15 protein-coding genes are annotated in these 13,863 nt (G+C 67.0%); 9 read left to right on the top strand and 6 right to left on the bottom strand.

What is annotated here, in order from left to right; all coding sequences use genetic code 11:
* Window positions 1-2: 2 nt before the first annotated feature.
* Genes pqqB through pqqE form a run of 4 tightly spaced genes read left to right on the top strand, consistent with a single transcriptional unit; the run spans window position 3 to window position 3,102 of the window.
* Window positions 3-917, top strand: coding sequence for a pyrroloquinoline quinone biosynthesis protein PqqB (gene pqqB / locus IPM73_01080; protein ID MBK8916688.1), 915 nt, complete (start codon window positions 3-5; stop codon window positions 915-917).
* On the top strand, window positions 914-1,669 hold the full coding sequence (pqqC, locus tag IPM73_01075) for a pyrroloquinoline-quinone synthase PqqC (GenBank protein MBK8916687.1): 756 nt from the start codon (window positions 914-916) through the stop codon (window positions 1,667-1,669). The genes pqqB and pqqC overlap by 4 nt, the downstream gene beginning before the upstream one ends.
* Window positions 1,666-1,941 (top strand): pyrroloquinoline quinone biosynthesis peptide chaperone PqqD, encoded by a 276-nt coding sequence (gene pqqD / locus IPM73_01070; GenBank protein ID MBK8916686.1) that lies wholly within the window; start codon window positions 1,666-1,668, stop codon window positions 1,939-1,941. The genes pqqC and pqqD overlap by 4 nt, the downstream gene beginning before the upstream one ends.
* A 21-nt stretch (window positions 1,942-1,962) precedes the next feature.
* Window positions 1,963-3,102 (top strand): pyrroloquinoline quinone biosynthesis protein PqqE, encoded by a 1,140-nt coding sequence (gene pqqE, locus IPM73_01065; GenBank protein ID MBK8916685.1) that lies wholly within the window; start codon window positions 1,963-1,965, stop codon window positions 3,100-3,102.
* Between the two features lie 127 nt (window positions 3,103-3,229).
* On the opposite strand, the gene IPM73_01060 is transcribed toward pqqE, so the two are convergent.
* From IPM73_01060 to ftsY, 5 genes are all read right to left on the bottom strand, one after another.
* A complete protein-coding gene (locus IPM73_01060; protein MBK8916684.1) occupies window positions 3,230-3,481 on the bottom strand; it encodes a type II toxin-antitoxin system Phd/YefM family antitoxin in 252 nt (83 codons plus the stop codon).
* A 100-nt stretch (window positions 3,482-3,581) separates the two neighbouring features.
* On the bottom strand, window positions 3,582-5,204 hold the full coding sequence (locus IPM73_01055) for an FAD-dependent oxidoreductase (protein MBK8916683.1): 1,623 nt from the start codon (window positions 5,202-5,204) through the stop codon (window positions 3,582-3,584).
* Entirely contained in the window at window positions 5,197-6,096 is a 900-nt protein-coding gene (locus tag IPM73_01050; protein ID MBK8916682.1) for an ABC transporter permease, read from the bottom strand. The genes IPM73_01055 and IPM73_01050 overlap by 8 nt, the downstream gene beginning before the upstream one ends.
* A complete protein-coding gene (gene ftsE, locus IPM73_01045; GenBank protein ID MBK8916681.1) occupies window positions 6,093-6,746 on the bottom strand; it encodes a cell division ATP-binding protein FtsE in 654 nt (217 codons plus the stop codon). The genes IPM73_01050 and ftsE overlap by 4 nt, the downstream gene beginning before the upstream one ends.
* Entirely contained in the window at window positions 6,743-7,705 is a 963-nt protein-coding gene (ftsY, locus tag IPM73_01040) for a signal recognition particle-docking protein FtsY (GenBank protein ID MBK8916680.1), read from the bottom strand. The genes ftsE and ftsY overlap by 4 nt, the downstream gene beginning before the upstream one ends.
* Before the next feature lie 98 nt (window positions 7,706-7,803).
* Between ftsY and IPM73_01035 the strand changes: the two genes are divergently transcribed.
* From IPM73_01035 to IPM73_01015, 5 genes are read left to right on the top strand one after another with little or no spacing between them, the layout of a single operon-like run.
* On the top strand, window positions 7,804-9,201 hold the full coding sequence (locus IPM73_01035) for an insulinase family protein (GenBank protein ID MBK8916679.1): 1,398 nt from the start codon (window positions 7,804-7,806) through the stop codon (window positions 9,199-9,201).
* A 10-nt stretch (window positions 9,202-9,211) separates the two neighbouring features.
* Complete coding sequence (locus IPM73_01030; protein MBK8916678.1) at window positions 9,212-10,510, top strand: insulinase family protein; 1,299 nt, start codon at window positions 9,212-9,214, stop codon at window positions 10,508-10,510.
* Window positions 10,511-10,530: 20 nt separating this feature from the next.
* Window positions 10,531-11,073, top strand: coding sequence for a 16S rRNA (guanine(966)-N(2))-methyltransferase RsmD (gene rsmD, locus IPM73_01025; GenBank protein ID MBK8916677.1), 543 nt, complete (start codon window positions 10,531-10,533; stop codon window positions 11,071-11,073).
* Window positions 11,074-11,565 (top strand): pantetheine-phosphate adenylyltransferase, encoded by a 492-nt coding sequence (gene coaD, locus IPM73_01020; protein ID MBK8916676.1) that lies wholly within the window; start codon window positions 11,074-11,076, stop codon window positions 11,563-11,565.
* A 16-nt stretch (window positions 11,566-11,581) separates the two neighbouring features.
* Window positions 11,582-11,839: a YfhL family 4Fe-4S dicluster ferredoxin gene (locus tag IPM73_01015; GenBank protein ID MBK8916675.1), complete on the top strand. Its 258-nt coding sequence runs from the start codon at window positions 11,582-11,584 to the stop codon at window positions 11,837-11,839.
* 73 nt (window positions 11,840-11,912) lie between these two features.
* Here the strand turns inward: IPM73_01015 and IPM73_01010 are convergent, their stop codons facing one another.
* A complete protein-coding gene (locus IPM73_01010; GenBank protein MBK8916674.1) occupies window positions 11,913-13,859 on the bottom strand; it encodes a dynamin family protein in 1,947 nt (648 codons plus the stop codon).
* Between the last annotated feature and the right edge of the window lie 4 nt (window positions 13,860-13,863).

Below are 13,863 nucleotides of genomic sequence, written 5' to 3'. Positions count from 1 at the left end.
CGATGCGAATTCACATCCTCGGCGCCGGCGCCGGCGGCGGTTTTCCCCAGTGGAACTGCAACTGCCCCAACTGCGACGGCCTGCGCAAGGGCACCCTCCGGGCCACCGCCCGCACCCAGTCGTCCATCGCCGTTTCCGGCGATTGCGAGAACTGGGTGCTGTTCAACGCCTCCCCCGACGTCCTGCAACAGGTGCAGCGCTTCCCCGCCCTGCAGCCGGCCCGCAGCCTGCGCGACACCGCCATCCGGGCCATCGTCCTCATCGACGCCCAGATCGACCACACCACCGGGCTCTATATGCTGCGCGAACATCGCCAGCCCCACGCCCTGTGGTGCACCTCCCTGGTACGCGAAGACCTCAGCACCGGGAACCCGCTGTTCAAGGTGCTGGAGCATTACTGCGACCTGGACTGGCACGACATTCCGCTGGCCGGCAGCTTCGCCATGGACGGCATCCGGGGCCTGGAATTCGCCGCCCTGCCGCTGATCAGCAATGCCCCCCCCTATTCGCCCCACCGTGACCATCCCCAGCCCGGCGACAACATCGGCGTCACCATCACCGACGCCAAGAGCGGCCGCCGCCTCTTCTACGCCCCCGGCCTGGGCCAGATGGAAGATCACGTCTGGGCGGCGATGCAGGCCGCCGATTGTGTCCTGGTGGACGGCACCCTGTGGGCCGACGACGAAATGATCCGCCTGGGGGCCTCGACCAAGACCTCCCGCGCCATGGGCCACCTGCCCCAGTCCGGCGCCGACGGCATGATCGAATGGCTCGACCGCCTGCCGGCCACGACGCGCAAGATTCTCATCCATATCAACAATACCAATCCCATCCTCAACGAAGACAGCCCCGAGCGGGCCGAGCTGACCCGCCACGGAATCGAAGTTTCTTACGACGGAATGGAAATCGAACTATGACCCACCTCGCCATGCTGAATGACACCCGCGCCCCCTGGTCCCCGGAGGAATTCGAAGGGAAGCTTCGGGACAAGGGTACCGGCTACCACATCTACCACCCCTTCCACGTCATGATGGCCGAGGGCAAGCTGACCCAGAAGCAACTCCAGGGCTGGGTCGCCAACCGCTTCTACTACCAGATCGCCATCCCCGTGAAGGACGCGGCCATCATGGCCAACTGCCCGGACCGGGAAGTGCGCCGCGAGTGGATTCAGCGCATCCTCGACCACGATGGCTACGAGATCGGCGGCGTCCAGGATCCCGGCGGCATCGAGGCCTGGATTCAACTCGGCATCGCCACCGGCCTCACCCGGGAGGACGTGACCTCCCTGCGCTTCGTCGCCCCCGCCTCGCGCTTCGCCGTGGACGCCTACATCAACTTCGCCCGCCAGCAGCCCTGGCAGGAAGCCATCGCCTCCAGCCTCACCGAACTCTTCGCCCCCCACATCCACCAGCAGCGCATCGACACCTGGCCGGACCAGTACCCCTGGGTCAAGCCGGAAGGCCTGCAATACTTCAAGAACCGCCTGACCCAGGCCCGCCGCGACGTGAAGCACGGCCTGCGCTTCACCCTGGACTATTTCAGCCAGTCCCGCGCCCTGCAGGAGCGGGCCCTGGAAATTCTCCAGTTCAAGCTCGACGTGCTCTGGGCCCTGGCCGATTCCATCATGCTCAGCCAGTGCGAAGTGGCCATCAAGGGACCGAAGGCGTGAGCGACGCCGGCGAACTCGACGCCCGCCCGGGCGTCTCGCGCAAGTTCCGCCTCCAGTGGGAGGAGGCCCAGGGCAACTGGGTGCTCCTCTACCCGGAGGGCATGGTCAAGCTCAACCAGAGCGCCGGCGAAATCCTCAAGCGCTGCGACGGCCAGACCCCCGTCGCGGCCATCGTCGCCGACCTGGAAACGACCTTCGGCCAGGCCGGCCTGGCCGCCGACGTGCTGGCCTTCCTCGCCATCGCCCGCCAGAAACTCTGGGTCGAGGGCTGAAAACCCCTTGGGAGCACGATCATGAACGCCCCCCAATCCCTGCCCCCCGTCGGCCCGCCCCTGTGGCTGCTGGCGGAAATAACCTACCGCTGCCCGCTGCACTGTGTGTTCTGCTACAACCCGGTCAATTTCGCCCGCACGGAAACCGAGCTGTCCACCGAAGACTGGCTGCGCGTGCTGCGCGAGGCCCGGGCGGCAGGGAGCGTGCAGTGCGGCTTCTCCGGCGGCGAGCCGATGCTGCGGGAAGATCTCGAAATCCTGGTCGCCGAAGCCCACCGCCTGGGCTTCTACACCAACCTCCTCACCTCCGGCGTGGGCCTCACCGACGCCCGGGCCGCCAAGCTCAAGGAAGCCGGCCTCGACCACATCCAGCTTTCCTTCCAGGATTCCACCCGGGAGCTCAACGATTTCCTCTCCCACACCCGCACCTTCGAACTGAAGCAGCGGGTCGCCCACCTGATCAAGTCCAACGGCTGGCCCATGGTGCTCAATTGCGTCATCCACCGCATGAACATCGACTACATCGGCGAAATCATCCAGATGGCCGTCGACCTGGGCGCCGAGTACCTGGAACTGGCCAACAGCCAGTACTACTCCTGGGCCGAGGTCAATCGGGACCACCTGCTCCCGTCCCGGGAGCAACTGGAGCGGGCCGAGCGCATCACCAACGAGTACCGGCAGAAGCTGGGGGACAGGATTCGCATCTTCTTTGTCGTCCCCGACTATTACGAAACCCGCCCCAAGAAGTGCATGAACGGCTGGGGCAGCGTCTTCCTCACCGTCACCCCCGATGGCACCGCCGTGCCCTGCCACACTGCCGCCATGCTGCCCGGACTCAAGTTTCCCAACGTGCGTGACATGGGCATCCGGGAAATCTGGTACGAATCCGAAGGCTTCAACCGCTACCGCGGTACCGGCTGGATGAAGGAGCCCTGCCAGAGCTGCCCCGAGAAGGAAAAAGACCTGGGCGGTTGCCGCTGCCAGGCCTACATGCTCTCCCAGGATCCCAACGCCGCCGATCCGGTGTGCAGCAAATCCCCCCACCACGCCATGATCGAAGCCGCCGTCGCCCGGGCCCAACTGCCCGACGCCCAGCGCATCACGGCACCGCTGGTGTTCCGCGACCCCAAGGAATCGAGAAGGTTGTCGGAAGTCGGCTGAGCGCTGGGATCAGCCGGCCTGCTCCCAGCCGAACTTGTCTGCCCCAACTGAATCGCGAGGATCGACAGCGGTGCACCAATGCCGTAAAGGCTGTGCCGATGAATTTCGTGCTGTCGACAACCGCAGCTCAACTTTCATCGCCCAGCAATTTTTCCAGTTCCACTTCGTTGAGCCCCCTGGCAGCCGCTTCACCGGCCGTCTGTGCCAGGATCCGGCCCAAACGCCCAGCATAGAAATCGCGCATGGCCCCATAGTCTTCCGGCGAGACCAACATCGCCACCACCCGATTGCGGCGAGTCACCTGGACGGGTTCCCGCTGCACGCGGTCGAGCAATTCGCCAAAGCGATTCCTGGCCTCGTTTGCAGTCAATGTCAGCATGAAAAGGCTCTCCGCAGTCCGATCTGGTCATGCTGAACGAATCGCGCAACTCGGTCAATCGACCCGCCGATTTGCTTGTACCTGCCGCGCCTTCCAGCCCTCAAAGGGAACTTGAAAAGCGCCGCCCCTCCGTGCGCAGTACCCGTTCGGCCGCCAGAATGCCCCGGTATTGGGCCTCTTCGAAGAGCGAGAAGCCGGAGAGGTCGGCGTGGGCGAGCTTCACCCGGGGCGACGACCACGCGGCCAGTGCCGGGCGGCCGGCACCCCACAGCGATCCGGGGATGGGGCGGCGCATGGCGTGGCCGTGGCGGAAGACGTCGAGCCGGGTGGTGTGGCGGCGGAGGTCGGGATGGACCCGCTCCAGTTCGGCGAGGATGCCATCGGCCCAGGATTCCCGGGAGGTGTCCAGCAGCAGGCGGCGGGCGGCGGCCGGCTCCAGGTCGCTGAAATCGCGGTAATACGTGAACACGGTGCCCGGCAGACGGCGGCGGATGAGCTGGTGGGTGGCGACGATATAGCCCAGGCCCTGGCCCTCGTAGAGCACGTTGTCCCAGGCCGTCGGCGCGCCGTGGCGTTCTTCGGGGAAATCCGCCAGGTGCAGGTTGGCCACCAGCCAGGGGGCGTAGTCGCCGTTCCGGGCTGCCGCCGCGAGGGGAGCCGGGAGGCCGCGCCATACCCGGGGAAGGAGAAAAAGGGGAGCCGCCCATACCACCTGCCGGGCGACGTAGCGGCGGCTCCTGCCCTCGGCGGGCACCCAGCAGTCCACCGTCACCGACTGGCGGCCTTCCTCGATGCGCCAGACCAGGGCGCCCGTCAGGACTCGCCCTTCGGCCCGCCGGGCGAGGCCCCGCAGCAGCCAGCCGTTGCCGTCCGGGCCGGTCAGAACGGTGTCGCCGGTGGCGTTGGCGGCGCGGCCAGTGCGGCAGGCGAAGTAATGCAGGCCTGCCCAGGCGGAGGTCTGGGCGCTGCGCAGGCCGTAGTCGTCGCGGCAGGCATAGTCGGCGAGCCAGCGCAGGGTGGGGGCGGTGAAGCCCTGTTCGTCGAGCCAGCGGGAGAAAGGGATGCGGTCCAGAACGAGCCACTGCGGGTCGCGGCTGGAGAGCTCCATGGGGATGGCGAAGGCCCGCCTGCCGTCGCGGCCCCGGGCCTGCTTGAGTCCTTCCATGGCCTGCTGGAAGCGGCGCTGCTGGGCGCGCTCCTCGGCCGAGACGCCCAGGTGGGGCAGGAGACCCTCCTGCCACAGGCCGTCCCGGAAGACCCGCTCCTGGGGCGTGGCGCACAGGCGATTCTCGTCGTAGACGGGGCTTGGCGCGGCCGCATCGCCTTGCAGGGTGCCGATTTCGGCCAGCAGTTCGCGCACCGCGCGGGACTCCTGCGTCGGGAGCGGCAAGTAGTGGGCACCCCAGGGGTAGGCGACCAGGGGGCTGCTTCCGGCCCGGGAATTCCCTCCCGCCTCGCTTTCCATTTCCAGGACGAGAAAATCGTCCAGGCCGGCCTTGTCGAGCTTCCAGGCCGCGGAAAGCCCGGAAACCCCGCCGCCGACGACGAGGACGCCGACCGATCGGGTTTCTTCCGCCGGCGGAAAGCCCCCATCGCGCAGGCGATGGCCCAGGGCGTGGGACATGCCGAGGAGTTCCCCCGGCGGCAGGGGCGGAACGGCGGGGGCGCAGCCCGCCACGGCGGCGGCGCCCAGGGTGCGGAGGAAATCGCGGCGGCTAGCCAAACCTGCGCAGCGACAGGCTGACCGAAAGCTGGGCGCCGAGCCAGCCGAGGAAAGCACCGGAGGCCGCCAGGGCCGCGGCGGCCGCAAGGCCGGGGCCGCGCAGCACGAAGGCGCCACCGTAGAGGCTGGCCAATTCCCCCGCCGGCGCGGCGAGAAGACCCAGGCCGGCGGCCACCAGGCCATAGGCCAGCAGGCCCCCCAGCAGCCCCTGCAGCGCGCCGAAATACTGGAAGGGCCGACGAATGAAGGCGTCGGTGGCGCCGATCAGGCGCGCCACCTCGATTTCCGCCGCCTGGGAGAGCACTTGCAGGCGGATGGTGTTGAAGGTGACCGCCACCAGGCCAGCGGCAAAAACCGCAGCAAGCAGGGTGACGGCCAGGCGCCCGAGGCGCAGGAAGGCATCGAAACGCCTGATCCAGGCGGAATCGAGCTGGACGTGGGCCACCCGGGGCCACTCGGCGAAGCTGCGGCGCAGGGATTCGAGTTCTTCCGGAGAAGCGCCCTGGGGTTCGACGATGAAGGCGTCGGGCAAGGGGTTGCGGGGCAGGCTGGCGACGATCTCGGCCATGCCTTCGCGGGCCTGAAGCCGCTTCAGGGCCTCTTCCCGGGGAACGAAGCGCCAGGCGGTGCCCAACTTCTGCCGCAGGCGGGCTTCGATTTCGGCACTTTCCTTGCGGCTCGCGTCCAGGGCCATGAAAACGCTGATCTGGGGCGCGCCGGAAACGCTGCGGCCGAGGTCGCGCAAATTTTCCAGGAGAACGAAACCGGCACCGGGCAGCGTCAGGGCAATGCCGATGGCCAGCAGAGAGAGGACGGTGTTCAAGGGCGAGCCGACCAGGCGCCGCAGGGCGCGGACGAAGGCCGCCCGGTGCTGGGAGAACCAGGCGCTCACGCGGCGAGCCTCCCGTGGTCCAGGCACAGCACATGGGGGCGATAGCGCTCGATCCACTGGGGGTCGTGGGTGGCGACGACGACGGTCACGCCGACCTGGTGGAAGGACTCGAAAATTTCCAGCACCTCCAGAGCCGAGGCGGCGTCCAGATTGCCCGTGGGTTCATCGGCCAGCAGCACCGTAGGCCGATTGACCACGGCCCGGGCGATGGCGAGGCGCTGCTGTTCGCCGCCGGAAAGCGCGATGGGGCGGGCCTTTTCCCGGGCCAGCAGCCCCACCTTGTCCAGGGCGGCCTGGGCACGGCGCACGGCCTCCCGCCGCGGCAGCCCGACGATCTCCAGGGGCAGGAGGACGTTTTCCAGGACACTGCGGTCAAAGAGCAGTTTCTGATCCTGGAACACCAGGCCGAAGTGGCGACGCAGGTAGGGCAGGGCACTCTTGCGGAGAGCGGCGAGGTTTTGGCCATTGACCACCAGGCTCCCCGAGGTGGGCCGCTCGATGGCCGCCACCAGCTTGACCAGGGTCGATTTTCCCGCCCCGGAGTGGCCGGTGATGAAGACCATTTCGCCGACCGACACTTCGAAGCTCACATCCCGCAGGGCCTCGAAGCCGCCCGGGTAGCGCTTGGTGAGGCCGGAGGCGGCGATCATTCGAACAGGGCGTCGACGAAATCCCGGGCGACGAAGGGACGCAGGTCGTCGATCCCTTCGCCCACGCCGATGAAGCGCACCGGCTTCGGGCACTGCCGGGCGATGGCGGCCAGTACCCCGCCCTTGGCCGTACCGTCGAGTTTGGTGACCACCAGGCCGGTGACGTGGATGGCCTTGTCGAAGGCCCGCACCTGGGCCAGGCCGTTCTGGCCGATATTGGCATCGAGCACCAGCAGGGTTTCGTGGGGACCGTCGGGCTCGACCTTCCTGATGACCCGGCGCACCTTGGCGATTTCCTCCATGAGATGAAGCTGGGTCGGCAGGCGGCCGGCGGTGTCGGCCAGGACGACATCGATGCCGCGGGCCTTGGCGGCGGCGATGGCGTCGAAGATGACCGCGGCCGGATCGCCGCCTTCCTGGGCGATGACGGTGACGCCGTTGCGCTCTCCCCAGGTCTGGAGTTGCTCCCGGGCCGCCGCCCGGAAGGTGTCGCCGGCGGCGAGCAGGACGCTCTTGCCCTGGCCCTGGAAATACCTGGCCAGCTTGCCGATAGAGGTGGTCTTGCCCGCCCCGTTTACCCCGGCGATCATGATGACGTAGGGCTTGTGGCCGGCAATGACCAGCGGCGCTTCCAGGGGCGCGAGGGTTTCCGCCAGGGCATCCGCCAGGGCCTTCTGGATGGCCTCGGGGGTTTCCAGCTTGTCGCGCTTGGCGCGGGCCTTCAAGGCGTCGAGCAGGTGCTGGGTCGCTTCGATGCCCACGTCCGAGGTGAGCAACAGGGTCTCCAGTTCCTCCAGCAGCTCGTCGTCCACCTTGCCGCGGGAGAAGAGCGACTTGAGCTTGCCGCCCCACTGGGCGCGGGTGCGGGAGAGGCCGCGGAAAAGCCGCTCGCGCCAGGAAGGCGCAGCCTCGGCGGCCGGCTGATCCGGCTCGCCGGACTTCTTGAAGAAACTGAACATGGAGATTGGGGTCTGAAGCGCTACTGACAGCGCGGCGGCAAGCCTTTAAGATGCCGCACGCAAACGGTATGCCATTCTAGCAGAAAGCCCCCCACCCCATGGACCTGCACGCCCCCGACCGCCGCGGCACCCCCCGTCGCCAGCTGCCCCGGCTCCTCGCCGCCCTCTTCCTCCCCCTGCTGGCCACCCCGGCCCTGCCCAACCCCTTCGAAACCACGCTCAAGAACGGGCTCAAGGTCATCGTCAAGGAGGACCGGCGCGCCCCGACGGCGGTGCAGATGGTCTGGTACCGCGTGGGCAGCATGGACGAGGTCGACGGCAACTCGGGCGTCGCCCACGTCCTCGAACACATGATGTTCAAGGGCACCCCCAGCGTCGGACCGGGCGAATTCAATCGGCTGGTGGCCGCCGCGGGCGGCCGCGACAATGCCTTCACCAGCCGCGACTACACCGCCTACTTCCAGCAGGTACCCAAGGAGAAACTGCCGCAAATGATGGCCCTGGAAGCGGACCGCATGCGCCACCTAAACGTGGACGCCAAGGAATTCGAACAGGAGATCAAGGTGGTCATGGAGGAGCGACGCATGCGCACCGACGACAACCCTCAGTCCAAACTCTTCGAGCAGATGAACGCGGTGGCCTACCAGGCCCATCCCTACCGCCGCCCCATCATCGGCTGGATGAGCGACCTGGAGTCGATGACCGCCGCCGACGCCCGCGCCTGGTACGACATCTGGTACCTGCCCAACAACGCCACCGTCGTCGTGGCGGGAGACGTGGATCATCAGGCGGTCTTCGCCTTGGCGGAAAAGCACTTTGGCGCACTGGAAGGCCGGCCCCTGCCCGTCCGCCGGCCCCAGACCGAGCCCCTGCAGGAGGGAGTCCGCCGCCTCACGGTCAAGGGCCCTGCCGAGCTGCCGGTGCTGCTCATGGGCTACAAGGCGCCCGTTCTGCGGGACGTCGTCCGGGACAGCGACCCCTACGCCCTGGAAATGCTGGGGGCCGTCCTCGACGGCCACGCCGCGGCGCGCTTCGGCAAGAAACTGGTGCGGGAAGACAAGGTCGCCGTGTCGGCCGGCGTCGAGTACGACTCCACCGCCCGCGGCCCCGGCATGTTCTACCTGCACGGCAGCCCCTCGGAAGGGCACACGGTGGCCGATCTGGAAGGGGCCCTGCGGGCCGAGATCGCCCGCATCCAGAAGGACGGCGTAGACGAGTCCGAGCTGAAGCGCGCCCGGGCCCAGATCGTCGCCAGCCAGACCTACAAGCTCGATTCCGTCTTCGCCCAGGCCATGGAAATCGGCCAGTTCGAAGTCACCGGCCTCTCTTACCGTGACGTGGGACGCATCCTGGAAAAGCTCCAGGCGGTCACCGCCGCGGACGTCCAGGCGGTGGCGAAAAAATACTTCAACGACGACAGCCTCACCATCGGCGTCCTCGACCCCCAACCCCTGGACGGCAAGCCGCGCCGCGCCGGCGTCGCCACCCGTCACTGAGAACGCCCCGATGAAACGTCTCATTCTCGCCTTCACCGCCCTCGCCGTCCTTGCCTGCGCCCCCCTGGCCCGGGCCGGCGTCGCCATCGAGCACTGGGTGTCCCCCTCCGGCGCACGAGTGTTCTACGTCGCCAGCCGGGGTCTGCCCATCCTCGACGTGCAGGTGGATTTCGCCGCCGGCTCCATGTTCGATCCCCAGGGCAAGTCGGGCACCGCGGCGCTGACCCGCGCCCTCCTGGATCTGGGCGCCGGTGACCTGGACGAAAACGCCCTTGCCGACCGCCTGGCGGACGTGGGTGCCGTGCTCTCCGGCGGCGCCGACACGGACAGGGCCTCGGTGGCCCTGCGCACCCTGGCGGCGAGCGACAAGCGCGGCCCGGCGCTGGAAGTCATGCGCGCCGTGCTGACCGCCCCCCGCTACGATGCTGCCATCTTCCAGCGCGAACAGGCCCGCACCGTCACCAGCCTCAAGGACGCTCTCACCCGCCCCGACGCCATCGGCGGCCGCGCCTTCTGGAAAGCGCTCTACCCCGATCACCCCTACGGCCGCCAGTCGTCCCCGGAGAGCGTCGCCGCGCTGAGCCGCGACGAAGTGCTGAGCTTCTACCGGAGCCACTACACGGCCAGGAACGCCAGCGTCACCCTGGTGGGCGATCTTTCCCGGGCCGAAGCGGAGACGATCGCCGAAGCCCTCGTGGCCGGCCTGCCGGCAGGAGCCGTCGCTGCCCTGCCCGCCCCGCCCTCGTCGCCCAAGGGCGGACGTGACGACGTCGCCCATCCCGCCGCCCAGGCCCACATCATGGTCGGCCTGCCCACCGTGGAGCGCGGCAATCCGGACTTCTTCCCGCTGCTGGTGGGCAATTACACCCTGGGCGGCGGCGGCTTCGTCTCCCGCCTGATGAAGGAAGTGCGCGACAAGCGGGGCTACGCCTACAGCGTCTATAGCTACTTCGCGCCCCTGAAGCAGGCCGGTCCCTTTCAAATCGGCCTGCAAACCAAGCGCTCCCAGGCCAGGGACGCCCTTGCCGTGAGCCTCGACGTACTCAAGGCCTTCCTCGCCGAAGGCCCCACGGCCCAGGAGCTGGAAGCCGCCAAGGCCAATCTCACCGGCAGCTTCCCCCTGCGCCTGGACAGCAACAAGAAGATTCTCGACAACGTCGCCAACATCGGCTTCTACGGCCTGCCCCTGGACTACCTGGATCGCTACCAGGAGAAGATCGCCGCGGTGAGCGCCGCAGACGTGCGCCGCGCCTTCGCCCGCCACGTCCGCATCGAGAGTCTGGTGACGGTGACGGTGGCGGCTGACTGAGAGTCTGCACAGGGGCACGGGTGAACACGGTCCGCATCGTCGGGGGCGACTGGCGCCGCCGCCTGCTGCGCTTTCCGGACAGTGAAGGTCTGCGCCCCACCCCCGACCGGGTGCGCGAAACCCTGTTCAACTGGCTGGGCCAGGATCTCACCGACCAGGCCTGCCTCGACCTCTTCGCAGGCAGCGGTGCCCTGGGCTTCGAGGCCGCCTCCCGGGGGGCCAGCCGGGTGACCCTGGTCGAGCAGAACGCAAAGGTTTTTGCGGCGCTCAAGACCAACGCGGCGCTTCTTGGAGGCGCGGCGCGGGTAGAGTTGCTGCGCGGGGATGCGCTACAATACGCCGCCTCGACGGCATCGCGCTTCGACCTGATCCTCCTCGACCCGCCCTATCGGCACGGATGGATCGACCGACTGGTCCCCCACCTGGACCGCCTGGCCCGGGAAGACGCAGCGCTCTACGTCGAAGCCGAATACGCCATCGACTCGCTGGGCCCCTGGACGACGACACGCCGGGGCCGGGCGGGGGAAGTCCATTACCACCTTTTGCGGCGGGAGCCCGCCTGAATGCTCGACCATAGAATCGCCATTTACCCTGGCACCTTCGACCCCATGACGCGGGGTCACGAGGATCTCGTGCGCCGTGCCGCGCTGCTTTTCGAACGGGTGGTCCTGGCCATCGCCGAGAGCCCGGCCAAGCGCCCCCACTTCGCCCTCGCCGACCGTGTGAGCATGGCCCGGGAAATTCTCGCCGATGTCCCCAACGTGGACATCGTCGGCTTCAATACGCTGCTCATGAACTTCGTCCATGAACGCGGCGCCAAGGTCATCGTCCGCGGCCTGCGGGCGGTGTCCGACTTCGAGTACGAATTCCAGATGGCGGGAATGAACCGCAGCCTCTATCCGGAAGTCGAAACAGTGTTTCTGACCCCGGGCGAGCAGTACATGTTCATTTCGGCGACCATGGTGCGGGAAATCGCGCGCCTGGGTGGCGACGTGGGCAAGTTCGTCCAGCCCTGCGTCGAACAGCGCCTGCGGGCAAGCAATTCAGTTCAATGAGAGAGGAAAGACGGCCATGGCCCTGATGATTACCGACGAATGCATCAATTGCGACGTTTGCGAGCCCGAATGCCCGAACGAAGCCATTTCGCAGGGAGCGGAAATTTACGAGATCGACCCCGGCAAGTGCACCGAATGCGTCGGCCACTACGACGAGCCCCAGTGCGTCCAGGTCTGTCCGGTGGATTGCATCCCCAAGAATCCTGAAAAGGCCGAAAGCGAGGATCAACTCTGGGTCAAGTACGAGAAGCTCACCGGCAACAAGCGGCCCTGAATCTTGCCGCTACGGCGCCCATGCAAAAAAACCCGCGCCAAGCGCGGGTTTTTCTTTGGCGCGAGGAAAGTGCTCAGGCCGCCCGTAGCGCTGCCTGAGTCGGGGCAAGCAACTGGCGCAGGCCTGTGGCGATCGTTTCCAGCCCCTGGATTTGCTGCAGGAGCGAGGCCTCGACGCTATCCAGTTCGCCGATGCGGTCTTCCAGGGTATCGGTGGCCTGGTGGATGCGCTTGATGCTTTCCAGGCGGCGCTTCAACTGGATCTGGTGCTCCCGCACCTGGGTTTCCATGGGAGCCATAATGGCCTTGAGCCACAGTTCGGCGTCCCGATTGGCGTGTTCGAAGGCGCGCCGCACGAGCACCGCCACCTCGTCGAAGAACTTGTGGATGATGTTGCGCTTTTCGTGGGTCAGAAGATTGACCATGGTGGCCAGGTGGGTCTTGCACCATTGCTCCAGGCGGTCGATTTCCTTCAGGTAGCGCAGCAGCGAGAAAGGCGTCGGCGCACCGAGCTTGAGGCCGTGCTCCACCGAGAATTTCTTGTAGATGGCATCCATCATGGAGAGGATTTCCTCCACCTCGCCACTCGACTTTTGCAGGGCGCCACGGGATTCGGAGAAGAAGTGGCCCATGGAATCGGTGAGGGTCTTGGAGAAACTGGCGCTGTCCATGGATTCCCGGGTTTCCCGGGTGAGCTGCTTGAGGGCGTCGATGCCGAGGTGGCTGAACAGCCGGTTGGTCAGGGTCGAGAAAACGCTGCGCACGGCGTAGTAGCGCTGCAGGCCGGCTTCAAATTCGTCTTTCTCGGCCCGCACCTTGCCCATCATGTACTCGACCACGCCCTTGTTCTTGCCGCGCAATTCGTTCAATTCGGTCAGTTGTTCGCGCAGGCCGGCCAGACGGGATTCCAGCAGGCCCCGCACGCGCCGGTGCACCTCGCCGAATTCGGTCTCGGTGTTGTCCCGCACGATGTCCTGCTTGGCGGGGATGAGTTCCTCGGAAAGGGCGGATTCGAGCAACGGCAGGCGACTGCGGGTGAGCAGCTCCGCCTCGCCGTTGATCTTGGCCACCAGGCCCTTCTGGGCGGAAACCGGGAAGACCTGCCGTGGCGGAAGGTTCAGGATCGAGGCGCAGGAATCGACCTGCTTGCGGATTTCGGCCTCGATTTCCTCACCGGTCTTCAACTCGTCCCACAGGCCGTCGATCTTGTTCAGCACCACCATGCGGCCACGCCGCGCCGCGCCGCCTTCGCCGATGTGCTCCTTCCAGATGGTGAGGTCGGACTGGGTCACCCCGGTGTCGGCCGCCAGGATGAACAGGACGGCGTGGGCGTTGGGGAGCAGCGAGAGGGTCAGTTCCGGTTCCGCCCCGATGGCGTTGAGACCGGGGGTATCCAGGATGACCAGACCTTCCTTCAGCAGGGGGTGGGGGAAGTTGATCACCGCGTGGCGCCAGCGGGGAATTTCGACCTGACCGTCCTCGCCCACCCGATAGGCGTCGGCATCATTGTCGCCGACCTGGAAGCCCAGCCGCCCGGCCTCCTGGGGCAGAACCCGGACGGTCTCGCTGACGTGCTTCAGGGCTTCCTGCATGGCTTCCGGAGACTCGACATCGAGGGTGACCCAATGCCACTCGTCGGGAAATTTCTTGTATTCGCCGACGCTCGCCGTGGCGCCCCGGGTCTGGATGGGCAGCAGTTCGATGCGGGGGGGACGCGCCGCGTCGTAGAGAAGTTCGGTGGGGCACATGGTGGTGCGCCCGGCCGAAGAGGGCAGCATGCGGTTGCCGTAGTCGGCGAAGAAAATGGCGTTGATCAGCTCCGACTTGCCGCGGGAAAACTCGGCGACGAAGGCGACGTTGAGCCGGTCCTCCCGCAAGCGGTCGAGCAGCTGGGTGAGGCGTAGGTCGGTCTGGGCGTCGGAAAGCTCGTTCTCTGCGAGCCACTCCTGAAATTCGCCGATGCAGGCGGAGAGCGCGGATCGCCACTCGCTGTAGGCGGCGAACTGATGACCGAGGGACATGGGG

The organism is Betaproteobacteria bacterium (assembly GCA_016720065.1).
In the GTDB taxonomy this organism is placed as follows: domain Bacteria; phylum Pseudomonadota; class Gammaproteobacteria; order Burkholderiales; family Rhodocyclaceae; genus SSSZ01.
Note: the sequence above shows the minus strand (reverse complement) of the source record. Positions and strands in the feature narration are given on the sequence as shown.

What these genes read in the sequence shown, in the direction of transcription:
- pqqB (MBK8916688.1), top strand. Translation starts at nt 3, where the DNA reads ATGCGAATTCACATCCTCGGCGCCGGCGCCGGCGGCGGTTTTCCCCAG.
- IPM73_01030 (MBK8916678.1), top strand. Translation starts at nt 9,212, where the DNA reads ATGAAACGTCTCATTCTCGCCTTCACCGCCCTCGCCGTCCTTGCCTGC.
- IPM73_01035 (MBK8916679.1), top strand. Translation starts at nt 7,804, where the DNA reads ATGGACCTGCACGCCCCCGACCGCCGCGGCACCCCCCGTCGCCAGCTG.
- ftsE (MBK8916681.1), bottom strand. Translation starts at nt 6,746, where the DNA reads ATGATCGCCGCCTCCGGCCTCACCAAGCGCTACCCGGGCGGCTTCGAG.
- coaD (MBK8916676.1), top strand. Translation starts at nt 11,074, where the DNA reads ATGCTCGACCATAGAATCGCCATTTACCCTGGCACCTTCGACCCCATG.
- ftsY (MBK8916680.1), bottom strand. Translation starts at nt 7,705, where the DNA reads ATGTTCAGTTTCTTCAAGAAGTCCGGCGAGCCGGATCAGCCGGCCGCC.
- IPM73_01015 (MBK8916675.1), top strand. Translation starts at nt 11,582, where the DNA reads ATGGCCCTGATGATTACCGACGAATGCATCAATTGCGACGTTTGCGAG.
- IPM73_01060 (MBK8916684.1), bottom strand. Translation starts at nt 3,481, where the DNA reads ATGCTGACATTGACTGCAAACGAGGCCAGGAATCGCTTTGGCGAATTG.
- IPM73_01010 (MBK8916674.1), bottom strand. Translation starts at nt 13,859, where the DNA reads ATGTCCCTCGGTCATCAGTTCGCCGCCTACAGCGAGTGGCGATCCGCG.
- pqqE (MBK8916685.1), top strand. Translation starts at nt 1,963, where the DNA reads ATGAACGCCCCCCAATCCCTGCCCCCCGTCGGCCCGCCCCTGTGGCTG.
- pqqC (MBK8916687.1), top strand. Translation starts at nt 914, where the DNA reads ATGACCCACCTCGCCATGCTGAATGACACCCGCGCCCCCTGGTCCCCG.